Here is a 23,649-nt window from a genome sequence, read left to right on the forward strand (position 1 = left end):
ACGAAACGTTCAGCTTTCACTACGGAGAAGAGGTGTTAAGGCTTCTGGGGTGCACTCCAGTTGCCACTGAAGACATCTTACTGAAGCCCTCTCTTCTCAAAAAATAATTAGCGACAGAGCCGCCAACACCACAAAACCATACCAACCAAAGCAGGGGTGGATTCTCCGATTACAAAAAAATCGAGAGGGAGTCGACCTCCTTTTGGCGTGCCTGTCAAGGTCATCATACACGAAAAGAAAGGCCTTGAACAGGCTGCATCTCGTGTACAAACGCAGCATCTCACTTACAAATCTGGCATCTGGTGTACAAAACTGGCGTTTCGTTTACAAATATGCAGTTTTCAATTTACAAACAAGCATCTCGCCTTACAAACTGGCGTCTCGGATTACAACTCAGCCATTCTCATTGGATGGAACCATTGTCTCATAGAAACTTCTGACAAATGTATTCAAAACGATTGCGAAACGATATACGATATGCTATTTTCCTTATAGAAAGAATGTAAGGAGGTTGATTGTATGGCGGCAAGAACGGCAAATGTCATTGCAAGGGTAGAACCAGAAGTCAAAGAAAAGGCGGAAACTATCCTAAAAGGTATGGGTATCCCATCTTCCGTAGCGATCAACATGTTCTATAGACAGATTATCACGGACAATGGCCTTCCATTTCAACCATCAAAGAATGTGCAGGCTCCCAAGGCACTGAGCGAGATGACTCGCGAGGAATTTGATGTGAGAATGGCAGAAGGCCTTCGTCAAGCGGATAAAGGAGAAGTTTCGTCTGTAGAGGATGTTCGAAAGAGTTTTCCAATAGACCAGAACATCACCAGATAGTGGTGCTCTGGTTTTTTCATGCCTTTTTTCAGAGAGGTGATGAGCCCCTTAAGCAGACAACAAAAAGATACAAGAAAGCTGCTGCAATCGATCGGTCATAGGCTGCGCGGCATTTTTGGGAAGGATTGCACCGTCGGCAGACTGACTGGCAGCTATTTCACGATTCTGGTGCAGGATGCGGATCAGCAGCATATGGATCAGATTCGTTCCGGAATTGAAGAAGCCATCAGCCGGCTCCGCAAAGTTGGAAAATGGCAATGTGCTCTGACAGCCCAGGTTCAGGTAACAGGAATGAACCAGCATAATTCCAGCAGAGAAATCTATATAAGGAGTCTGCAGAAACTGTGGGCGGGTCTTGCCTGCGGAAACCCGGAGAAATGATAATTGACACGATCTATAGCATGATTTTGACACGCGGCAGATATGGTGATTTGGAGGCATGAATTTGTAACCTGCAGGATTAAGAAGTTTGATGGCAAATCGGTTATAATAAATTCTGGAGAATGTACTGTGTCAGCAGAAGAAAGGTCATTTGCATAAGATGAGCAACAGAAGTGCCTGCCCGGTCCGGCTCCTCCTTTTAAAGCAGTGAAAACCATTGCCAGAACGAATGGCCTGAGGGTTGCGATGGATGATTGTATTGTTGGCATTCTTTACGGAGAGAAAGTTGACCAGAAAATCACAGCCGATGGGAGAGTTTGAGCGTATGATTATGCAGATGATAGGAGAATCGGAATGTTAATCAGGGAAAAACTTTTGAAGAGAAAGTCAAAGCTGTGTGTGGTGGGTCTTGGATATGTCGGAATGCCACTGGCGGTGGAATTTGCGAAAAAGGTGGATGTCATCGGATTTGATATTAACAGCAGCCGTATTGATCAGTACAGCAGGGGAATTGACCATACCCATGAGGTTGGATCAGAAGAATTGTCTCACAGTACGGTTTGTTTTACAGACGATGAATCGTTGATCCATGAGGCGGATTTTGTCATCATTGCAGTTCCAACACCTGTTCACAGGGATAATACGCCGGATCTTGGGCCCGTCAGAAGCGCCTCGAAGACTGTGGGGCGACACTTGAAGAAGGGCGCTGTTGTGGTTTACGAATCGACGGTCTATCCAGGGGTGACGGAGGAAATCTGTATCCCGATTCTCGAAAGAGAGAGCGGTATGAAGTGCGGATTGGATTTCAAGGTCGGCTATTCACCGGAACGGATCAATCCGGGTGACCGGAAGCATCGGTTGTTCAACGTCACGAAGGTTGTCTCCGGAACGGACAAAACGGCGACGGAAGAGGTCAAGTCTGTATATGATCTGATTATCGAGGCGGGAACCTATCCGGTTTCTTCCATCAAGACAGCAGAAGCCATCAAGGTGACCGAAAACAGTCAGCGGGATATCAACATTGCCTTTATCAACGAGATGGCAATGTTGTTCGACCGCATGGGCGTTGATACCAATGAAGTTGTGGATGGGATGAACACAAAGTGGAATGCGCTGGGCTTCAGGCCGGGACTGGTCGGCGGACACTGCATCGGGGTGGATCCCTATTATATTGCATATGAAGCCGAGATGCTGGGCTATCATTCGCAGATTGTAACAGCCGGGAGGCGCATCAACAATGGAGTCGGCGACTTTATCGGAAACTGTGTACTGAAAAAAATTTCACTGTCCGGGAAGGTCGTCCGGGATGCCAGAGTTGCCATTTTAGGCATTACATTCAAGGAGGACTGTCCGGATATCCGGAACACAAAAGTACTGGATATTGCCAGAAGGCTCAGAGAATTCGGAATTCATCCGCAGTTTTCGGATCCGGTCGCGGACCCGGAAGAAGCAAAGGAGGTCTATGGCATTGAACTCCAGCCGTTTGCGGCTTTATTAAATCTGGACTGTGTGATTTTCGCGGTTTCGCATCAGCAGTACCGCTCGATGACCATGCAGGATGTGGACAGATTGTTTGATCAGAAGCTGCCGAAAAATGAACGGATCCTTGCGGATGTAAAGGGAATTTTCCAGATCAGGGAGGTGTCCGCAATGGGATATACTTACTGGAGACTCTAATCAAAGCGTGATGACCGATACGGAAGGGAATACAGACATGAAAAAAAGATCCGGCACCGGGATGGCTGTTCTGGGTATTGTCCTTGCTGTTGCCCTGGGACTGATTCTGATATCTGCTGTTCGCCTGATCCGGGTGTACCGACTCAGCAAAAAGGTTAATGTGAGGGTGGACGGTACCATCAGCGAAGTCAGCAGTGAAGAGGATGCCAATTCTGATGTCCGTTTCAGCCAAAGCACTCCGGCGGATGTGATCGTCAGCACGACGGACAACCAGTGCCGGGAGGTTGCGATTGTCTTTGTTGGGGTTAATGAGAGTGAGACGGTCAATGAGGAAGTCCTGAAGCTCATCAAAAAGGACAGAATTCCGGCTTCGTTTGCAATCCCGGCTGTTCATGCCCGCGAGAATGACGGGTTAGTCTCCCGTCTTCGGAAGGCCAATATCGAGATCCTCAGTAATGGGCTAGACGGGAAGGCCGGTTTGGAAAAGACATCATCGAAGAAGCTGCTCGATGCGTTTTCCTTGTCTAAGGAGATTCTGGATGCGGAGAGTGCTGGGAACGTAAGAAGACTCTGCTGTCCCGGAACGGTGTATAGTACTGCAGTCCTGAAGGCGGCAGGGACAGCAGGCTATCAGGAGATGGTTGCGGTAGAGGATCAGAACCAGATTGATTCTCGATCCTTTCTTACAGAAGCGGATGCGCAGTCATATGTGTCCAATATTACGGGAAAACAGATCCTGGCGATCAGACTGGATGGTTCGGTTGATAACGTCCATCAGGAACCGGCTGTCACGGCAGCCCTACCTGCCATTGACAAACAGGCTGATCTTTCGGATACGACGGAGGGCACGGAGCAGGATCAGCTCCCGGATATCGGGGATATCACCGGCTGGTTATTGTCTGCGCTTATAAAGGACAGTGGTATCGATCTTGTATCCCTTGGCAGTATGAAGACAGAGCGGCCGGGAGAATATGCATCAGCTGCGCTGAAAGAGGAGGACAATCAGGCGATTGTCTACCGGTATTCGCTGACAGACCAGCCGCTTGTCGCACTGTGTATCCCTGATCCTGAGAGTCTTGATGCGTATGAGAAGGTTCACAGGCTGCTGAAAAAATACCGGGCAGCAGCAACGTTCTTTGTGGATGCTTCCGTTCCGGACGCGCTGATCAGGCAGATCATAGCCGATGGATATGATGTCCAGATTAATGGGCATGCAGATGTTACTGGTACCGGTGAGACCGCCTCTCTGAAGTCCATGATGACAACGGACGAAGATTTGACCGGTGCAGATGCCCTTCTGCAGTACCTGCTGGCGGAAAAAGAAAAGCTTGCAGCGCTCGGACAGGAAGCCAGCGTCTGCCTGGCAGGCAAGGAGAATCTGAAAGCGGTCAGGAGAGCCTGTTTTTCCGCAGGCCTGTGTCCGGTGCTTCCGCAGACCCCGCCGGAGTTTTCCGCAGGATCCTACTACCTCTGCGGGACGGATGATCTTTCCGCGATTGAAAAGCTTCTGAATCGTTCGCAGAAGGCGGATATCAAGGTCTGCAGCATCGTCAAGGCCATTGCGGCAAACGGGACAATTCCGGCTATGGCTGACGGGGAGGCAGAAGCACTCAGGAAAGAAAACGGTGGCCGGAAGTCTGCGTATCTCAGATATGTTTCCACAACAGAAAAAGCACTTGCCTTCACGTTTGGCAACCTGAGCTCGGAAGCGGCGACTCTTGATACAGCAGAGCGGCTGAAAAAAAGGAATTTCAAGGGGACCTATTTTGCCGACTTTGACGAGCTTCGGACCTATGGTTCAACCATCGAAAAACTAATCGCGACGGGCGAGGAGATTGGTGTTACCTATGTGCCGGACAGCAACTATCCTGCCGACTTTGATGGCTGTGTGAATTATCTCCATGACGTGCAGGCTTACATGAAGTGGCGGTTCGATTATTCTCCGAAAGTGGTGTACCTCTCCAAAAATAATGCCGGCAAACCGGTACGGGAGGCTATTCAGGCCTTCGGATTGACGGCCGTTGGATCTTCCATAGAGGTCTGTCAGGAAGGAACACAGGATCTGACACCGGAGTACCTTCAGAAGGCTGTCGTCGGTTTGAAATCGGCCCGGTTTATGCGCGGAGGAATTGTCTATTTTAATATCGGGTATTATAACCAGGACAGAAGGAAAAGAGTCGGGGACAGCACCGTTGCCGGGGATATGGTGGATGCAATGCTCACGGAGCATCTGGACAGCATTGCCTTCCGCTCCCACCGATCCGGAAAGATTGAAAAGGAGAGCGCATACGGACTCAAAACGATCAGTGCACTGATGCATTCCCGCCTGGTTTACCGGCTGGCTGACCAGACGCAGAAGGAGATCACAATGACCCGGGATGTCCTGACCAATCTGTCAAATCACAGAGAACAGTTCGACTATATGCAGGCCAGATATGTAGGCAGCAATTTTGTGACGACCAAAGAGAAACTGCCGGGCTTCTCGAAGAACGAAATCCGGAAACTGGATAAAGACGGAAGGCTGACGAACGACAAAGTGCTTTTCCTTTCGTTTGATGACTGGGGAACCGATGAGTCGGTTAACAAAATTTTGTATGTGCTGGACAAATACCATGTCAAGGCGACGTTCTTCGTACTGACGCAGCATGTTGACGCGAATCCGAACCTGCTGCGGGCGATTGCGATGGACGGGCACGAGGTGGCCAGCCACTCGGATACTCACAAGCCGCTTGCGGACGCCAACACAGACCATACGGAATATTTTTCGCTGACGAAGGCCGAGTCTGCCGCCATGAGAAAGGATCTGGTGAAGTCCTACCAGAAGCTTTTCAAGTATATCGGAGATGTCCGCGTAGATGAAAGAAAAGCGTTGTCGCTGGACTTCCGGCCGCCAACGCTGGAAATCAGCCGCGCTGGAATGTATGAGGTTTATGATGTGGGTTTCAGCCATATCATATCGGGAGATGTCTCGACGAACGATTATGAGAAGGAAAATTTTGATCAGTATCTGGACGAGATGAAAAACGGGTCTCCTTCCGATGAGGATGGATTCAAAGTGAAAAACGGAAGCGTCATCGTCATGCATATGGTAGAAAATGCGAAATATACCGCACAGGTTCTGGATGAAATGATTCCGATCTGGAAGGCAGAGGGGTACTCATTTGCCAGAGTAGACCAGTATACAGACCAGTATACGCAGCGGAGAGAGACAAAATGAAACGGAAGAATGAGGCGGATCAGGATATTCTTCTGAATCGGGAAAAAGACAGAAGGCTGCTTTCCTATATTCCGGATCCGACAGGCGAACGGTCTTCATTTGACCGAAGAGGGAAAAAGGACGATGAGGAGGGAGACCTGTCCTCCATGGCGCGGGAGCGCAAGCTGGGAATGCGTTATCGCGGCAGTTTTCCGGTCAGAATCGAAAAATACGGGGAAAGGAACCGTCACTTTCTGGGAGGGACAAGCGTCAATATCTCGGATACTGGCATTCTTGCCCGGTTTGAGGATGCACAGATATTTGAACAGGTCCGGCAGATGGACAGCGTCAGACTCACCTTCAGGATCCCGGAAGGGGTGATGCCGGAAGGACATGAGAATCGATACCGGATGACTGGGAAGGTCGTGCGCTCCAGAGAAGACGAAAGAGAGGTTGCGTTTGAATTCACAGAAGACCTGATGGCGTACATGCGCCGCCGTAAAGACCGGTATCTGCTGCTCATGTCGGCAGTCTGTCTGGCGTTTATCAGCCTTTGCATCGTCCTGATGAGAGCGGAGTCTGTCATCTATTTCAAATACAATGCTGTTCTCTATTCATACTCGATCATCGCGGCGATGTTCCTTCTGACGCGGTATCTGTTTGGGGCGTTTTACCGGCCTGTGCCGATCAACCCGGATTTTACGCCTTCGGTGACGGTGATCATCCCATGCTTCAATGAGGAAGAATGGATCCAGACGACCATTCTGTCGTGCTTTGACCAGAGCTATCCGGCTGAAAAGCTGAAGGTCATTGTGGTGGACGACTGTTCAACCGATCATTCTGTCGATAAGATCAGGGAGATCATCGATGAACTGACAGAAAAAGAAGATGCCCGTTATCATGTCAGAGGCCGTTTGAAATACTTCGTGCAGGAGAAAAATGCCGGAAAGCGGGCAGCTCTTGTCAGGGGTGTGGAGAATACGGATACGGATCTGGTGATGTTTGTCGACTCAGACTCTTTCCTTGATCCGTATGCGGTCCGGAATCTGGTGCAGCCGTTCAGGGATCCGAAGATGGGAGGCTGCGCCGGAAGGTGTGATGTTGCCAATACCTACACGAATTCACTTACAAAGATGCAGTCGGTCCGCTATTACATCGCATTCCGTATCATGAAAGCGGCGGAGGGAATCTTCGATGCAGTTACTTGCCTCAGCGGGCCTTTGTCCTGTTATCGACGGGAGATTGTGATGAAGTACAAGGATGCCTGGATCAATCAGAAGTTCCTGGGGCATAAGGCGACCTTCGGGGATGACAGGGCGATGACAAATTTTGTCCTGAGCCACCATCGCTGTTCCTATCAGGATACAGCGGTCTGCTCAACGATTGTGCCAAAACACCACAAGGTTTTCCTCAGGCAGCAGATGCGATGGAAACGGTCCTGGCTGAGGGAATCTCTGATGGCCGGGAAGTTTATGTGGAGGAAAGAGCCATTTGCGGCGGTCAACTTTTACATCGGCATCATCGTTCCCATCCTGGCTCCAGTCGTCGTGGTTTATAATCTGCTCTATGTCCCGTTCACACAGCACATTTTCCCGAAGACATTCCTGGTCGGACTGCTTCTCATGTCGCTGATGATGTCTGTCACACAGCTTCTGCTTCGAAAGAGCAGAACCTGGCTGTTCGGATTCTGGTTCTGTGTTTATTATGAGCTGATCCTTCTGTGGCAGATGCCGATCGCCTGGTTTACGTTCTGGAAGTCCACGTGGGGAACGCGTATGACGCCAAGTGATGTGAAGGCAGAGAACAGCAGAAAGGAAAAGCGAAAAAAACGAGGCACCAAGGGTGCTGGCGTGTGACAGACGAGCGGGAAAGGCAGAGAAGGGATCAAAAGGCATATGGTTCCGCATAGATATACAATCCAGACGAAAAAAGACAGGATCAAGCTGATCCGGACAATCCTAGAATATATTGTGATTGCATTGGTTACTGTCCTGGTACTGCGGGCTCTGCTCGTGACAAAGAAATATCAGCCGTACCAGACACAGAAGAACATGGAGACAGACACGGATGATCCGGGCTTTATTGCCCTGTCATACTTTGGCGTGGACCGGGATGGGACGGACACGCTGATTTCGCTCAGACGGCTGACAGAAGAATTGACCGTTCTGAAGAAGCTTGGTTATGTTACAGTTACCCAGAAAGATCTCGAAGATTACTATTACGAAGGGAAGAAGCTGCCTGAAAAGTCCCTGTTTCTCATGTTTGAAGATGGCAGAAAGGATACTGTGCTGTTCACGGAGAAGCTGCTGGAAAAGCTGAACTATAAGGCATCTATTCTGACTTATGCAGAGAAGTTTGAACGGAACGACCAGAAGTTCGTATCCCCGGAGGATCTAAAAAAGCTTGAAAAAGAGGGCTTCTGGGAACTCGGAACGAATGGATACCGTCTGTCCTATATCAATGTTTTCGATCGGTACAATCGATTCATCGGGCAGATGGATTCCAGGGAATTCGTGGAAGTCAACCAGTATATAGACAGGAATTACAATCATTATCTGATGGATTATATCCGGGACAAGCATGGCATCCCGACTGAAAGCACTGCAGAGATGTCAGACCGTATCACCCGGGACTATGATTTGATGGAACAGATCTATACGAAGCGACTGGGGAAGCTGCCTGATTTGTACTGCATCATGCATTCCAACACAAGCCGCTACGGGGATAATGCGAATGTCTCTGACGCGAATGCGGAAAACCTGGAGGGCATGTTCCTGCTCAACGTCAATCGGGAAGGATATTCCTATAATAACCGGAAATCGTCTGTCTTCGACCTGACACGGCTTGAGCCCCAGGCATGGTGGTACACCAACCATCTTCTGATGCGCATACGCGACGATCTTCCGGAGAAAGAGAAAAATGGGATACGGTTCGTCCGGGGGAATGAAAAGGAGTACCGGAAATGGTCTCTTGAAAAAGGCGCCGTCGAATTCCGAAAGGACGTGATTGCGCTGACATCCCAGTCGAAATCGACGGGAATTGTTTCCCTGAAGGATACATTGGTGAAGAATCTTCATCTGACGTGTGAGCTGGAAGGCAACAAGATCGGTGGGCAATTCATCTGTCTGCGAACGAAGGGAAACGCGGAAAAGGGATTCCAAAACGCACTGACTGTTTCTGTGGAAAATAATGTTCTGTACGTCAGGGAAACGGTGTCAGAGAGGGAACAAACTCTTCTGAAGAAAGATTTGTTTGAGCTTCACGATACAAATCCGGTGTCTGTAGAGGAGGACAGCCAAAAGGCGCTCGTTGCCGAGCTGAAGGTCCGGGGGAAGTTTGCAACCGACAACACCATTGCCGGCCTGTATGGGCTGAAGGCTTTCCAGGAATCGAAAAAACACGTCAGAAGCGTGGCTGATGGTGCAGAAGAATACATTCCGGAGATTCAGATCTCTGATCCAGGCCATGTGAAGATTGATCTGACGCTGAGCGGATCTTCTCTCCGCCTTCTGGTAGATGGAATTGTGGTTGCTGACAATCTCAGGATTCACGACCTTCCTGCCGGTGGCATCACGCTGAAAAGCGCTTTCGGTGGTTTCGGAAAGAGCCAGCGGAATATCGCGGATGATGTTTTTGATGCAGCGTTCCGTCATCTGAAGATCACATCAGCTGATGGTAAAAAGACATACTTTGACAACTCGCTGCACGGATGGAGTGCCTTCACCGAAGCGTCTTCTGAATTTTGGAACCATGTCGTAGACTGGTTCATAGAAAATCTCTGATCCTTACACGAGGAGAGAATATGAAGTATCTGAGCCGTCACAGTATCAGCATCCCCTTTCTTCTGGCTGTGTGTCTGTTCTTGTCGGCGTGCCGGCATGGAGAAAGCGGGAGTTTTGAAAAAAACGCGGAGTCTCTTTCTTATGACCATACGGAAATCTCTGCGATGAACAGTGAGGGGGCGGATGTTTTTGTATGGACAGCTTACTGGGATGCAAAACGCGCATTCCGCACGATCTACTCGGATGCGGATTCAATTTCATCGGTTGGAACTTTTGCTGCCTATTATACGGAGGATGGTGAGCTGACGCTTCCGGAAGAGACCCGGCAGTTAAGTGTGAGGCTGTCCCATTCGGAGAAAACCGGAGAGATACTCCGATACCTTACAGTCGTCAATGATACGGAAAGCGAACAGAAAAACCTGGATCTGACGGCAATGCTGCTTGATGATGAGACTTCCTGTGAAAAAACGGCCTCTGCTATTGTGCAGATGGCGGAGGAATATCATTATGACGGAGTAGAGGTGGATTTTGAAAAGATACGGAGTGATCTGAATCTTTGGAACCAGTTTATCCGCTTTGAAGAACAGCTTTACAGGTTGTGTCAGGAGAAGGGGCTGAGGCTGAGGATTGTCCTGGAGCCATCTACACCTGTTGAGGACATCCGGCTTCCTCAGGAGCCGGAGTATGTTGTGATGTGTTATAATCTCCATGGAGCCGGGTCAGAACCAGGTCCGAAGGCAGATACGGAATTTCTGAAGAAAATGGTCAAAAAATTTGCCCGACTAAAACATATTTCGTATGCACTGGCGAACGGAGGATTTGATTTTGACGGATCAGGTGATGCGAAGTCCGTCACATATGACGATGCGGAAAAACTGCTTCTCCGGTATGGAAAAGAATCGGTAAGAGATAGGAAAAGCGGAGCCCTCTATTTTCAATATGGGTCGCATACGGTGTGGTATGCAGATGAGCAGACCCTCGTGCGATGGACGAAGGTGCTCCAGACAGCAGCGGGGAAAAAGATCTCTGTCAGCCTTTGGCGTATTTAACCGATGGACCTAATTCCGCGCCTGTGCCAGGTTTCTGATTCATAACACTGAAACCTCAAATTTTACGTTAATAGAAATGCGGCTTATGCCGGATGTCGCTCCGTCCGTAAAGAATTATGGCGCGTACGAAGTATATGGAAGCGTGTCTGCAGGAGGAAATGGAAAAGTTTAAACGCACAGGGAATCCATTTGCCGTGCTCTTTGCAGATGTGGATTATCTGCATGAAATCAATAATACCCATGGCCATGAAACAGGAGACAAGATGCTCAAGGAGATCGGTCTGATGCTGCGCAGAAACAGCCGTAAGGCGGACCGTTTCTGCCGATGGGGCGGTGACGAGTTTGTCGGCCTTCTGCAGCTGAAACAGCCGGAGGACATTAAAAGTGCGGCGATTCGCCTGAAAACGGCGGCAGAGAAATGTGAAATCGAGGTCCGGGGCAGGAAAATTTCCTGTCAGACCGCCATCGGCATTACCGTTGTCCGGGACGATGACACCATACGGTCACTGGTCGACCGCGCGGATCGGTATATGTATGAGGCAAAAAAGATCGTTGGCAATCAGATTGTGACGGACTTCACGGAGAGGTGATTCGTGATCCGGAAACCTTGCGAATCTATGAACAGATGGACGGCAGGCGTTGGCTTCAAAGGTTTTCACATATCATGTGTGCTGTTCAGCCCTGCTATGTTCAGCTGTGCTCTGTTCAGCCATGCTCCGTTCAGCCGTACCCTGTTCAGTCGTGCGCCTTTTTAATCGTAAGAATTCTGATTTATATCTCAAATCTATACTGCCAGTTTCCCATCTCAATGTTAATCCATATTCCTTACAGCTGTCAGACCTTGACAAGTCGGTACAATCTCCGGATACGCTCCAATGCGAGGGACAAATAAGATCAATCATCTGAATTTGGCTATGAATAATTTGATGATTGACTATTGTCGGGTAATAGCGTTACGATATAATTAATCTGCTGTAGAGATGACGCAGAAGACAATATTTTGAAAAAGCTACAGTCGAACCTTATACAACAGAAGATGACGCTGCTGTCGTTGAATGGAAAAAGCAGGGAAATATTGTATTTAATTTAATCACTTTAATGGCCCTCCGGAGCTGTCTGGAGGGCTTCTTCATGCATGCAGATATGAATGAGCGGAGAGCGCCCAGGGTGTGTCAGCGGAGAGTACCCAGAGGTGTGTCGGCGGGGAGCGCCCGGGAGTGTGTCAGCAGAGGGCACCCAGGGGTGTGTCTATGAGAAGTACACATGAGTGTGTCAGAGGAGATGTGATGGATAGAGAAGGAATAACAGGTACGCTTTTACTGGCGATCAGCGCGGCAGTACTGCTGATGTATTCGCCGGATCTGCTTACGACGGGAATCATTGTGGTGATGTGTGTGCTGCTTCTTACGGCATACATCATAGGGCTGTTTCCGGTGATGCAGTATCTGCGCGGGCTGCGGCTTTCTCAGCGCAATATGGAGAAGGCGGCAAAGGTGGACGCGCAGAATATCTGGGTTGTTATCCGGAAAATGGATACCTTTTTTGGCAGGCAGGACATGGACGATGTTTTCCGGGAGTACTGCATACAGGTGGATGAGGCGTACCGGAAGGGGGAGATCCCTACGGAGGACGTGGAGGATTATCTGAATGATTCCCTTTTTTATCATCATACGCAGCGAGGGGTTATGCAGCAGGTTCCGGGAACGCTGACCGGACTGGGTATTCTCGGTACTTTTCTGGGCCTTCTGGTCGGCCTTCGGAGTCTCGGATTCAGCTCGGAGACCAGCACCATCGAGAGCATACAAACCCTGCTCTCCGGTGTGCGGACTGCGTTCTACACGTCGGTCGCCGGCGTCATTTTCTCCATTATCTTTACGATTTTTTACAGCCGTCTCTGGGGCAGACTGGAAGCCGAGCTCGACCGGTTCTATGCCGCATTTCACAGAAATGTGGTGCAGAGCTCGGAGGTTCTGCTTCGGGAGCAGCAGCTTCGGCATCAGCGCGGGCTTGCCATGCGCCTGGATCGGATTGTGGAAATCCTTGAGGCACGCAGCAGGGATGGCGGGAAAGAATCTGGGAATTTTTCAGAGAGTGCTTCAGCGAATTCTCCTGTTTCGGAGAGTGCTTCAGCGGATTCTTCTGTTTCGGAAAGAGCTTCAGCGGATTTTTCTGCTTCGGATGCCACTGTCCATGGAGAGAAATCGGATAAAAACGAGTCTCATGGGCCGTCGGAATCTCCGCAGCAGACGGAGCAGCCAGCCGGTCCGGAAGAGGGAGAACTGTTATGAGGAAATCAGACCGCAAATCAGACCGCGACAGGCGTGAGGAACGGCCGGTTCATTACTGGCAGTCCATGGCGGATGTGGTTTCCTGTACGCTGCTTATCTTTATCCTGCTGGCATCGATCGCGGCGTTTTCCTCCTGGCATGACGGCGACCGCGCGGCTGACACGTCCTCCAGCGTGACGGCCGATTCGGGGCAATCAGATGTTGGTCCGTACCATGCGGATAATTCAAAGACAAGGGACGGGAATGGATGGAATGGTAATGAGAATGCCGGAGGGAACGGGCAGAGCGCGTCCGGAGGAGGCGGTCAGAATTCTGGAGGCGGTCAGCAGACCGAAGAGGCCGGGCCCGGGAACACGTCGGCGGTTCAGGTGAAGATTGTGGATCAGGATTCCGGAGAAGTGGTCCAGGAAGCCGGGGTCCGTTTTGCTCTCTATACTTCCGATAGCCGGGAGATGGTGCTGCATACCTATTATCCGGAGCTTGTCAGCTATGAGCAGTTCGAGACGGAGCAGGACGGGAGCTTTTATCTGCCGGAAAAGCTCTCCGCGGGTAGCTATTTTCTGCATGAGCTGACCGCGGCCAAGGGCTACGGTCTCAGCGCGGATATTCCGTTTCAGGTCGAGGAGGGACATGACTGGTCGGATCCCATTGTAGTCAATGTGGAGCTTGGAGAGGCGACAGGCGTTCTGCAGCTGCATCTGACCGACGAGGATACGGGAGATCCTGTGGCAGGCGTGAGCTTTCAGGTGATTGCGGCGGAGGATCTTGATGCGTCCAGGGTGAAGTCCGGGGATGTCTGCGCGGAGCTAGTCACAGACGCGCAGGGGAATGCGACAAGCGATCCGCTGTATCTGGGAAATTATCAGATCCGGCAGACGACGGTCTCGGATGCGTATGCGCTTCCGGACAGCACAAGCCTCGTTACCGTCAAGGAAAGCACGCCGGAGCAGCCGCAGCAGGTGGAGCTGAAGGCGGCCAAAACCAGAGTCACGCTGACACTCACGAAACAGGGACAGGGAACACCGCTGGCCGGTGCCGTCTTTACGCTTTCAGATTCCTCAGGAAGTGAGATTGATACGTATCAGACCGATGAGCAGGGCAAAATTGAGATCAGCCCGCTTGCAAAAAATACAGCATATCAGCTTACGGAGACGACTGCGCCGGACGGGTATCTTCCGGCCGAAGATCCGGTCAGCTTTACGGTGGACGGCAATGGCCATATCAATGGCAAAACCAGTGCGGCGTTCGCCGTTGAAAATGCGGCGGTGAAGAAGACCTGGACTGAAATTGTATGGCAGAATCTGCCGTTTCCGCCGATTGTCCTGCTGTTTGCCGGAATCGGGGCGCTGCTGATTGCGGCAGTTCTGTTATACCGGTCGGCAAGGCGCAGAAAGAAGAAGCACAAAGACAGAAGAGTGGATGGTATGGACAGACGATGAATAATGAGAAACGACATCCCGGCGATGATCAAAACACAATTGATCTTTTGGATATCCTTTATTCGGTAATAAAAGGCAGAAAATTGATTCTGGGCCTTGCGTTTCTGGGCCTGGCCATTGGACTTCTGCTGAAGGGGATCAGCTATATACAGAAGCAGAATGTCATTACGGCATCGGTATCCGTTGTGGCAAGCCAGACGGACGGAACGTTCTATAATGGCGGCACCGCGCCGGATCCGGACGAGGTCCGGATCAGTCCGGATATTGCAGAATCAGCGATCTACGTGATGGAAAGTGAGGATGTGATCAGCCAGGTTATTGACAAGCTGGGCCTTGTCAATGTGGATCCGCAGGAGGTGCAGAAGTGCCTTACGGTCAAGCAGTACGGGCAGACGCCGATCCTGGAGGCCACTCTCAACTGGGACAATGGTCCGGAAGGGGTTGATATCCTGAATGAAATCATTCGCCGCGCGTCCAAGACCTTAAACGACTCTATGAAGGTTGGGGATATTTCTGTAATTGATGACGCGAGGATTACGTCTTCACAGGGCAGCTTCCGGGCGCAGTCTGTCGTGCTGATGACGCTTCTGGGAGCGCTGCTGGGCGTTATGATCATTATTTTCCGGGTGCTGACGGATCCGAAGGTAGTGAATCCGACGGACGTACAGGAATATCTTCACGAGGAGCTTCTGGGCGAGGTGCCCTGTGCCAAAATGCAGCCGGATATGTACAGCCGGCTGATCCTGGATGATCAGAATTTTTTTGACGCAGAATTTCAGCAGAGCATGTCTTTTCTGGCGCATCTTATCGCCTATAAGCTGAAGGCAGAGGGCAGGAAGTGCTTCTTTGTGACGTCCTCTTTTGAAGAAGAGGGCAAGACAACGGTTGCTGCAAATCTGGCAATCCAGCTGTCCTATTTTAATCCCCGGGTGCTGCTTGTGGATATGTGTCTCAGCAGTCCGGAGGCCGGTAGGCTTTTCATGAAGGAGGTGCATCACCGCAATACGCTGAATGCGGTCTATGCAAATGAGGTCACAGTGCGGGATGCGGTCATTCCTCTGACATCGTATCTGGATCTTCTGCCCTGCAGGGTAGAGGATGCGCCGCTGAAGCTGAATGATTACATTTTTCACAAGATTCGTGAGGTGGAGGACCTGTACGACTACATTGTGATCGATGCGTCGCCGGTGAACATGGTGTCGGATGTGCTGTCATTGTCCGGCCTGACAGATCAGGCGGTTTATGTCATCCGGCAGAATGCCACAAACCGGAAGAATATTGAAACAAATCTCCGGAACCTGGAGAGGGTCGGCATTCATATACTCGGGTGCATCGTGAACCGCACGGATAAGAAGAGCCCGCTTTACAACCAGCTCTATGGCAGAGCGCTGCAGCCTGCTTTCTCGGTGTCGGAATCGGAGTCAGTGTATCGGGAAAAAATGGCAAGCGTCGAGAAGAAAAAGAAAACCTTCTGGCACAAGGACAACAGTCAGCAGGACAACGGGGAAAAGTGAAAATGAAGAATTTGACTGGAAGCAGCAAGGGGGTGTTCGCATGGCTAGAGGAATAACGAATGGATCAGGTGAGGAGCGTCACCCGCTGACACATTACCAACAGGATTTTGCTCTGATTGATGGCGGAGTTTGTTTTGTACTCGCGGACGGAACGGAGCGGATTGTTTTTGCCAATCAAAAAGTCGCGTCTATCTATGAGTGCGAGGACGCAGAATCCTTTCTGAAGTTTTGCTCGGCCAAGTATCAGAACCTGATGACCGAGGAAGATTACGTGCCACTTGCTGAGGCTGCCGGTGGAAATCCAGAGCATATCCCTCTCTCGTTTCAATACCAGACAAGAAACGGCCATTTTCGGAGAGCACAGGGAACCGGTACTCTGAAGGAGACGTCATTCGGATTGACGTATGTCCTTCTGCTTTTTTCAGCGGAGCAGATATCAAGCGATATGAAGGTCAAGGATAAAACCGGTGTGCTTGGTATGCATGATTTCTTCAAGACCGCGCTTCTTGAGGCCAGGAAGCGTTTGACGCTCCCTTCTGTGCGGGCCTTGTGTCCGGTCAGCTTTAATTTGACCAATTTTAAGGAATACAACCGTATGCACGGCATGCATCAGGGAGATCTCTGTCTGAAAAATGTCGCCAAAACCATTACCGGATGCTTCCCGGGCGCCCTGGTCGGCCACATGACAGCAGATTATTTTGCCGCGCTTCTGCCATCAGAGGAACTGGAGTCCAAGCTGGAATATGTCTGCAACGAGGTGAATTTCTATATCGGTGACGACGGAATCCAGCTGAAGGCAGGTATCTACAGGCCATCGGAGAAGGACACGATGGATGATCTGCGGCATGGATTTGACTCGGCCAAGATCGCGTGTGACAGCATCAAGTCAGATGGAAACAGCAGCGTTGCTGTTTACCGCCCGGAGATGGGCGAGACCCTTGCCAATAAGACCTACGTTCTGCGGCATTTTACCGAGGCACTGGAAAAACACTATATCAAAGTGCATTACCAGCCGGTCATCCGGACGCTGACGGAAAAACTGTGCGGCTTTGAAGCGCTGGCCCGCTGGGAAGACCCGGAGAAGGGAATGATTTTCCCGAATGTTTTTATCCCGGTGCTGGAAGAGGCCCAGATGATTCACCGTCTTGACCGGTATGTTCTGGAACAGGTCTGCCGGATGACCCGGGATCGGCTGGACAATGGTCTGCCCCTGGTTCCTATCTCGATGAATCTCTCGTCTTATGATTTTGATGTAGCCACTCCGCTTGATACCATTGAAATGATGGTGAAGCGTTACAAGATCCCGAGAACCGTGCTTCACTTCGAGATTACCGAACGCGTGGTTTTCCGGAACCATATCAGTATGCCGAATACGGTTCATAAGTTCCAGCAGGCCGGCTATCAGGTGTGGATGGACGATTTCGGAAGCGAATACTCCTCGCTCAATTCACTCCACAACTATCACTTCGATGTGATAAAGATCGATATGGGTTTTTTCAGTCATTTCGATTTCCGAAGCCGTCAGATCATCACTTCGGTTGTAATGATGGCCAGAATGCTGGGAGTGCAGACGCTGGCAGAAGGGGTGGAAACAAAGGAACAGGTCGCATTCCTGAAAAAAATCGGCTGCGGCCGGATCCAGGGCTACTACTACGGAAAGCCCATGCAGTATGATGATACCATTTCCCTCATCTATAGTAGGGGACTCCAGTTGGAGACCCCGGAGGAGGCTCATTTGATGGCTGCCGCGGAAAGTGTCAACATCATCTCGGATTCTCCGACAGCGGTTTTCAGCTTCGACGGGACGAACGTATCGCTCCTTATCGAAAATGATGCCTATAAGAGGGAATTGAGAAGTGCCGGAACACAGGGCAGAGAAGAGGCCAATGCGAACCTCATGGATCAAGGATATCCGTTTCGAGGAAGATTTCAGCAGCTCATGTGGAAGGCGTTTCGTTCAAAAGCTCCGGAAACCATTACTTATGCCGATTATGGGCAGTATATGAGGACCAGTGTCCGCTGGATTGCGGGAGATGAACAGTACTGGGTTGGTGAAGCTCATCTCTACAACATAAGCAACAACGAGGCAATTCAGCAGTCGAAGATGTTGGACCGTACGCTGCGCGATATCTTCCAGCTTTATGACGGGTTTTACTTGCTGGAACGCGGGAAGAAGGAAGTGGTGGCTCTGCGGTCGAGACATTCGGAGCTCGAACAGCGGACGCCCTACGGAATTGACGCTTTTATCCGCTTCTTTTCAGAAAATCTCGTCTATCCGGATGACAGAGAGCGTTTTCTGTCTTTTATCCGGCCGGAGAATGTAGAAGCAACGGCAAAAAGCGGAGACGGAGCTTCTGCAGCGGAGATTCTTCGTATCAAAGGCGTGGATGGCACATATCGGTGGGAAGTATTCGAGGCGCTTTTGCTATATAAAAGCGCAACAAAGGATATCCTTCTCTGTGAACGAAAGAATGTCTGGGAGAAAAAAAGTGACAGGGGCACACTTCTTCCTGAGTTCTGCAAGTCTTTTGGATTATCAGAAATTGGAACGGCCAGACCGGAGACGCTGGCGGAAAGCAGTCTTTTCCGCATGCTCTGTGAAACCTCGCCGTATCTGTTTTACTGGGAGAACAAAGAAGGACGAATTCTCGGCGCAAGCAGGAGTCTTCAGGAAGTAGAAGGGGTTCATGATGCCTCAGAGTTCGCGGGTAAAACAGAGAAGGAGATTGGTTGTCATTTCAACGCGGATGAGCTGCGACTGAACGAGAAAAAGCCGCAGCAGACGGGAGATTCTTCTTACCGGGTAGAGGAGCTTGCTCTGGTAGGCGGAAGAATCCGGGAAGTGAGCGTTGAACGCAGGCCCTGGTATCTTGAAAAAGAGATTGCTGGAACGCTGGTCATGGTAGATGAAGCCGGACGGAAAGACAATGATGAGGAATCCCGTCTCGGACTTGTCGACCAGGAGACAGGATTCTTAAGCTTCCGCGGCGCAATCGAGGCCGGCCTGCTTTTCGCGGATGATTATCGTCTGTACAAACACGACTATGTCGGATTTCTGATCGATGTTCCTGCCTTTGCAGATGTGATGCAGGACAGTCGTGATAATGCCCGAGAGATTCTCCGGAAGATTTCGGACTCGATTCGAACCACATTTATTTCGGGTTGGACGATTGCCAGGATCGGGCTTTGCTGTTTCCTCTGTTTCACCCAGAGAGAGTCAGCGGAAAATGTTGAGGAAAAGCTGGCGGCTGTTTCTGGAACCCTGCCTCTGTTATGGAGACAACTGGGCATTCAGGCAAATCCTTTGCTGACCCATGCAACCGCCTATGGTTCGGAGGTGATGAGCCTTGATGAAATGCTTCAGCTTCTGATCCGCAGAATGAACAGCGCTGAAAAAGCGGTATATGGGGAAAAACCATACACGGAAGATCGCATCTATGTAAGACGGGATGTGTTGGACAGTATTCCGGAATATGTCATTATCAGTGATCCGAAAACGTATGAGCTTGTCTATCTGAACAAGGCCGCCCGGCAGGATTTTGGATTTTCTGCTGACAGCGGTCTGAGGGGCTGCCATTGCTATAAGGTTCTGGAAGACTTTGACGAGCCGTGCCAGGACTGTCCAAATATGATGCTGCGGATGGACAGCGTATTGCCTGAGATCCGTATGAATCACAAGACCGGAGAGAAGCTGATGGTTCGTTCTTTCTTGATCCTATGGGAGAGACGTACGCTGAAGATGACAGTTGCCTTTGATGTGAATGAATACATCAATACCCTGGCGGGGGATCGTGACCTGCTTTATCAGGAAATGACCGCAAATGACGCAATATCGAGCGGGATGGAGGAAAAGGATCCTGAAAAAGCAGTGAAAAAGACGATGACAAGAATTGCGGAATACATACACCCGGAGCGGTTCCTGATATTTGAGGAACGCGATGACGAAACGGTCAGCGCAACCTATGAATGGACGGCATCTGGGGTGGTTCCGCTGAAGGACGAGCTGCAAAGTATTCCGAAAACAGAACTGCGGGAGCTGTATATACGGTTTGTCTCAAAGGGAATGGTCATGGTGAAAGATATGGAAGTGTTCCAGAAGGAACATCCGGATTTTTCTCTGAGGATTCACGGCGTGCGCAGTTTTATCTCTGGTCAGCTGCTGCTGGAGAACCAGACGGAAGGCTTTACGCTGGTCATCAATCCGTCTGAAGAAAGCTTTCGGAGCGGAACCGTTACGTATTCGACACTGACCGATTTCATTGCGGTGATGGTTCGCAATCGGAATATTTTGCAAGCACTGAAGAAAGAGAGCACGATTGATCCTTTGACCGGTGCGGGAAACCGCAGGGCACTGGAGCGACGGATCCAGGCATGGCAGGGGGATGGCGTACTTGGCGTGATCTCGGTAGATTTGAATGGGCTGAAGAACACCAATGATTCCGAAGGACATCACGCGGGCGATATGATGATCAGTGAAACCGCGCGGATTCTCATGGAATGCGCTGGTGAGAACTACGTCTTTCGAACGGGTGGAGACGAGTTCGTCGTTGTGACAGAAGATCTGGAGGAACGCGACATCCTTCTTCTGATCCAGAATATGCGGGACAGCGCAAACATCAATGGTATTAGTATGGCAATTGGATATGCATGGATTCGTGGGAAAGTGTCTGATTTTGACGCATTGCTGACAAAGGCGGATTTTAACATGTACCGGGATAAAGGACACAGCTTCCGCAGAAGGCTGGAAGATGAGCTGAATGGGCAGAGAATCGATGAAGTCGTATCTGTAATCAATGAACAGGGGCTTAGCATTGAGGACGCTATCGCTAAATTGAAAGCGTGAGATTTTTTGCTCCGGCAAGGCATTGTGGTAGGGCTGATGTGTCAGGGACTGTACTTTAACGTCAGCTTGTTTCACAGATCATATCCGTAAGGGCGCTCTTTAAGACAGTCTCCGGATCTGCGTCTGGTTGTATCCAGAGATCTATTTTCTCTTCCGGCAGGATAACCGGCATCCGATTGTGGATCTTCGCCAACTGTTCCGTCGGTTCTTTGGTCAAGATGGTAAAGACAGGGTAATGGAGATCCCGGAACTGTTCAATTCGGTACAGCCCGGCGAGATAGGTGACTGTAGCTCCTTTGGGCTGGATAGCATACCTCTGGCCGGTCTTCATTTTGCCGGAAGATGTCGGGATATGCTTCCACTCAAAGTAGTAAGAAGCAGGAATGATACAGCGATGTTTTTGCCAGTCGGAAGCAAAATTCTTTTTGTTTTTGGCTGTTTCCACCCTTGCGTTAACTACAGGACCGTTGATTCCCTCAATCCGATACCCCCAGACCATGGGAAAGGATTTTTTCTCACCTGTGACTGATGGTGCGATGACTGCGGCCATATCGGTCGGCCTTATTTCACCCTGATCCTTGAAGGGTTTTCCGAGCACGGTCACCATCTTCGCTCGAAGAGAAGAATGGTTCGCTTCATCGATATATGGTTTTAATTCCGGAGACAGATCTACGAAATAACGGGTACACATTTAACTCACCTCATCCATTCTTCCCGCATAGGGAAGGATAATATCATCTATATCTTCAAAACAGATCATCTGGTCTGCAATCTCCAAAGTCTGGGTTACAGAATCAACCCGCCATACGGTTCCGGTCACAGTCTGATAGGTTCCAAGGCCATCCTCAAAAGCATCATTATTCGGGTCAGAGCAGGGAACGAAGTAACGCACGGTCGCTTCGGATGCGATTTTAAGCCGGCGGATTAAATCATTTATTTGTTCTTCTGGCCGTAGCTTATGCATTACATACTGGACTTCCTTTGCTTCGATGGCCTCATCAAATCCTTTCAGGGCATCGAATGCGGTGAAAATCTTTGCCCGATGGGTGTGATCCATGGGAATATGCCTGCGCCAGAAGTCGCTGTATTTTTCATGACGCGGGCGCCCTTTGAGGTGCGCATTCTTATACTTCCAATTTAAAGGTATTGTAATCATCGGATTTCCCTTTCTGCGGTGTACTCGCGCGTTGTCGGCTCTGCGGAGTTCATCAACAGGTAGGAAAAAGATCAGGATCGATGGCCGCCAATCTGTTTATTTCTTTCCAATTGATTTGCTCCTTTAAGCATGTTGTTACCTTTGAAAATAGCGTTTATACCGTATTTTTGTCGCACTTCTCCCATAGTGACCTGAAGTTTCTGTTCTTTCTCCAGCACACCATAGTCGGTGAAAAAATCCATCTGGTACATTCCGTCATCCATTTCGGTCTTCTCTGCGCATACACCTAGACGGCGGTAGAGCAGACGGTGATCCGTTTTCTGATCGAAGGATGAGAGAATACCGTCAGCAATGGTATGATAGTTATTTGTTTTCTCTCGCATTCTTACTGTTCCATTGTTATGCTTCGGGTGGAGCCGACCGTAGAAGTCGATGACAACCGGACCGTCGTAGTTCGGACAGGCTTCCAGACTTTTATAATCGTACGATACCCGCCATGTGAATGTCTTTGCCACAATCCCTTTCGAGAACATGTCACTGCAGAGCATCTCGATCATTTCCAGAAGGACATTCCTGGCTTCTTTGTATTTGTATGGTTTTGGGAGCACCTGCCCCTGCGACAGCGAAGAGACGTCAGAGTGATAGGATTTGATATCCTTCATTGTGACCGGCTCAATCCCGAAGGCATGATCAATCAGGATCTCGCCGTCTACGCCAAACTTTTTATAGAAAAATTCCTCGTCCCATTCAGCTCTTTCAGCCACATCCCCCATCGTGTACAGATAATTCTTCTCAAGCGTTCTTGCCTTGCCTGGCCCGACCATCCAGAAATCCGTGAGAGGGCGATGATCCCAAAGGAGATACTGATAACTGTCCTCGTTCAGTTCTGCGATTCTTACGCCGTCATTGTCGGCAGGGGAGTGCTTGGCTACGATATCCATCGCTACTTTTGCCAGATAGAGATTCGTTCCGATGCCAACGGTTGCCGTAATACCGGTAGTCTTTAGCACATCCCGGATTATCGTCATTGCCATCACGTGTGCCGGATGTATATCGGTCTTCAGGGCTTCCTCCTGGTAGAAGTGCAGATAAGGCGTTGCATCAACAAAGCATTCATCAACGGAATACACATGGATGTCCTCTGAAGCTGCATAGCGGAGGATCACAGAATAGATCTTCGCGGATGTCTGCTCGTAGAGTGCCATGCGGGGAACGGCGATTTCATATTGCACTTTCGTGTGGTGAGATCGTTCGTACCTGGCTATTGCCTGTTTCGCTTCAAAAAGCCGGGGACGTCCGGGCACTCCAATAGCTTTGAGTGCAGGAGAAACGGCAAGGCAGATCGTTTGATCTGAGCGCGACTCATCCGCTACCAGAAGACGAGCTTTCAGCGGATCGTAGCCTCTTGCGACACACTCTACAGAGGCGTAGAAACTCTTCATATCAATGGCGATATAGATATGAGATTCATTGCCCATGTTAGTAGTTCT

Annotated in this window: 15 protein-coding genes; 12 read left to right on the forward strand and 3 right to left on the reverse strand. The window is 50.1% G+C overall.

The genetic code is table 11. From position 1 onward, the window contains the following. Nucleotides 1-519: 519 nt before the first annotated feature. From ACTQ1N_RS00005 to ACTQ1N_RS00060, 12 genes are all read left to right on the forward strand, one after another. Nucleotides 520-834, forward strand: coding sequence for a type II toxin-antitoxin system RelB/DinJ family antitoxin (locus ACTQ1N_RS00005; protein ID WP_441953389.1), 315 nt, complete (start codon nt 520-522; stop codon nt 832-834). A gap of 39 nt (nt 835-873) precedes the next feature. After that, nucleotides 874-1,215: a diguanylate cyclase domain-containing protein gene (locus tag ACTQ1N_RS00010; RefSeq protein WP_441953391.1), complete on the forward strand. Its 342-nt coding sequence runs from the start codon at nt 874-876 to the stop codon at nt 1,213-1,215. A 354-nt stretch (nt 1,216-1,569) separates the two neighbouring features. Next, nucleotides 1,570-2,892 (forward strand): nucleotide sugar dehydrogenase, encoded by a 1,323-nt coding sequence (locus tag ACTQ1N_RS00015; protein ID WP_441953393.1) that lies wholly within the window; start codon nt 1,570-1,572, stop codon nt 2,890-2,892. Nucleotides 2,893-2,929: 37 nt separating this feature from the next. After that, nucleotides 2,930-6,109 carry a polysaccharide deacetylase family protein gene (locus ACTQ1N_RS00020; RefSeq protein WP_441953395.1) on the forward strand — a complete coding sequence of 1,060 codons (3,180 nt, stop codon included), beginning with the start codon at nt 2,930-2,932 and terminating at the stop codon, nt 6,107-6,109. Then, nucleotides 6,106-7,944: a glycosyltransferase family 2 protein gene (locus ACTQ1N_RS00025; protein ID WP_441953397.1), complete on the forward strand. Its 1,839-nt coding sequence runs from the start codon at nt 6,106-6,108 to the stop codon at nt 7,942-7,944. Before ACTQ1N_RS00020 ends, ACTQ1N_RS00025 begins: the two co-directional genes overlap by 4 nt. A 39-nt stretch (nt 7,945-7,983) precedes the next feature. Beyond that, entirely contained in the window at nt 7,984-9,870 is a 1,887-nt protein-coding gene (locus ACTQ1N_RS00030) for a glycoside hydrolase (RefSeq protein WP_441953399.1), read from the forward strand. A 20-nt stretch (nt 9,871-9,890) separates the two neighbouring features. After that, nucleotides 9,891-10,919: a hypothetical protein gene (locus ACTQ1N_RS00035; protein WP_441953401.1), complete on the forward strand. Its 1,029-nt coding sequence runs from the start codon at nt 9,891-9,893 to the stop codon at nt 10,917-10,919. Nucleotides 10,920-11,053: 134 nt separating this feature from the next. Then, a complete protein-coding gene (locus tag ACTQ1N_RS00040; protein ID WP_441953817.1) occupies nt 11,054-11,509 on the forward strand; it encodes a GGDEF domain-containing protein in 456 nt (151 codons plus the stop codon). Between the two features lie 696 nt (nt 11,510-12,205). Then, nucleotides 12,206-13,207 carry a MotA/TolQ/ExbB proton channel family protein gene (locus ACTQ1N_RS00045; protein ID WP_441953403.1) on the forward strand — a complete coding sequence of 334 codons (1,002 nt, stop codon included), beginning with the start codon at nt 12,206-12,208 and terminating at the stop codon, nt 13,205-13,207. Further along, entirely contained in the window at nt 13,204-14,646 is a 1,443-nt protein-coding gene (locus tag ACTQ1N_RS00050) for an MSCRAMM family protein (protein ID WP_441953405.1), read from the forward strand. Before ACTQ1N_RS00045 ends, ACTQ1N_RS00050 begins: the two co-directional genes overlap by 4 nt. Next, nucleotides 14,643-16,160, forward strand: coding sequence for an AAA family ATPase (locus ACTQ1N_RS00055; RefSeq protein ID WP_441953407.1), 1,518 nt, complete (start codon nt 14,643-14,645; stop codon nt 16,158-16,160). The genes ACTQ1N_RS00050 and ACTQ1N_RS00055 overlap by 4 nt, the downstream gene beginning before the upstream one ends. Nucleotides 16,161-16,200: 40 nt before the next feature. Continuing rightward, on the forward strand, nt 16,201-21,003 hold the full coding sequence (locus ACTQ1N_RS00060; protein WP_441953409.1) for an EAL domain-containing protein: 4,803 nt from the start codon (nt 16,201-16,203) through the stop codon (nt 21,001-21,003). A 61-nt stretch (nt 21,004-21,064) separates the two neighbouring features. On the opposite strand, the gene ACTQ1N_RS00065 is transcribed toward ACTQ1N_RS00060, so the two are convergent. From ACTQ1N_RS00065 to ACTQ1N_RS00075, 3 genes are all read right to left on the reverse strand, one after another. Continuing rightward, nucleotides 21,065-21,694: an SOS response-associated peptidase gene (locus ACTQ1N_RS00065; protein ID WP_441953411.1), complete on the reverse strand. Its 630-nt coding sequence runs from the start codon at nt 21,692-21,694 to the stop codon at nt 21,065-21,067. Next, a complete protein-coding gene (locus tag ACTQ1N_RS00070) occupies nt 21,695-22,159 on the reverse strand; it encodes a hypothetical protein (RefSeq protein ID WP_441953413.1) in 465 nt (154 codons plus the stop codon). Nucleotides 22,160-22,230: 71 nt separating this feature from the next. Further along, nucleotides 22,231-23,637 (reverse strand): Y-family DNA polymerase, encoded by a 1,407-nt coding sequence (locus ACTQ1N_RS00075; protein ID WP_441953415.1) that lies wholly within the window; start codon nt 23,635-23,637, stop codon nt 22,231-22,233. Nucleotides 23,638-23,649: the final 12 nt, after the last annotated feature.

The sequence above is a fragment of the Porcincola sp. LCP21S3_C12 genome, from assembly GCF_052118625.1.
In the GTDB taxonomy this organism is placed as follows: Bacteria; Bacillota; Clostridia; order Lachnospirales; family Lachnospiraceae; genus Porcincola.

What these genes read in the sequence shown, in the direction of transcription:
- ACTQ1N_RS00005 (WP_441953389.1), top strand. Translation starts at nt 520, where the DNA reads ATGGCGGCAAGAACGGCAAATGTCATTGCAAGGGTAGAACCAGAAGTC.
- ACTQ1N_RS00060 (WP_441953409.1), top strand. Translation starts at nt 16,201, where the DNA reads ATGGCTAGAGGAATAACGAATGGATCAGGTGAGGAGCGTCACCCGCTG.
- ACTQ1N_RS00010 (WP_441953391.1), top strand. Translation starts at nt 874, where the DNA reads ATGAGCCCCTTAAGCAGACAACAAAAAGATACAAGAAAGCTGCTGCAA.
- ACTQ1N_RS00025 (WP_441953397.1), top strand. Translation starts at nt 6,106, where the DNA reads ATGAAACGGAAGAATGAGGCGGATCAGGATATTCTTCTGAATCGGGAA.
- ACTQ1N_RS00015 (WP_441953393.1), top strand. Translation starts at nt 1,570, where the DNA reads ATGTTAATCAGGGAAAAACTTTTGAAGAGAAAGTCAAAGCTGTGTGTG.
- ACTQ1N_RS00030 (WP_441953399.1), top strand. Translation starts at nt 7,984, where the DNA reads ATGGTTCCGCATAGATATACAATCCAGACGAAAAAAGACAGGATCAAG.
- ACTQ1N_RS00075 (WP_441953415.1), bottom strand. Translation starts at nt 23,637, where the DNA reads ATGGGCAATGAATCTCATATCTATATCGCCATTGATATGAAGAGTTTC.
- ACTQ1N_RS00020 (WP_441953395.1), top strand. Translation starts at nt 2,930, where the DNA reads ATGAAAAAAAGATCCGGCACCGGGATGGCTGTTCTGGGTATTGTCCTT.
- ACTQ1N_RS00050 (WP_441953405.1), top strand. Translation starts at nt 13,204, where the DNA reads ATGAGGAAATCAGACCGCAAATCAGACCGCGACAGGCGTGAGGAACGG.
- ACTQ1N_RS00035 (WP_441953401.1), top strand. Translation starts at nt 9,891, where the DNA reads ATGAAGTATCTGAGCCGTCACAGTATCAGCATCCCCTTTCTTCTGGCT.
- ACTQ1N_RS00070 (WP_441953413.1), bottom strand. Translation starts at nt 22,159, where the DNA reads ATGATTACAATACCTTTAAATTGGAAGTATAAGAATGCGCACCTCAAA.
- ACTQ1N_RS00040 (WP_441953817.1), top strand. Translation starts at nt 11,054, where the DNA reads ATGGAAGCGTGTCTGCAGGAGGAAATGGAAAAGTTTAAACGCACAGGG.
- ACTQ1N_RS00055 (WP_441953407.1), top strand. Translation starts at nt 14,643, where the DNA reads ATGAATAATGAGAAACGACATCCCGGCGATGATCAAAACACAATTGAT.
- ACTQ1N_RS00065 (WP_441953411.1), bottom strand. Translation starts at nt 21,694, where the DNA reads ATGTGTACCCGTTATTTCGTAGATCTGTCTCCGGAATTAAAACCATAT.
- ACTQ1N_RS00045 (WP_441953403.1), top strand. Translation starts at nt 12,206, where the DNA reads ATGGATAGAGAAGGAATAACAGGTACGCTTTTACTGGCGATCAGCGCG.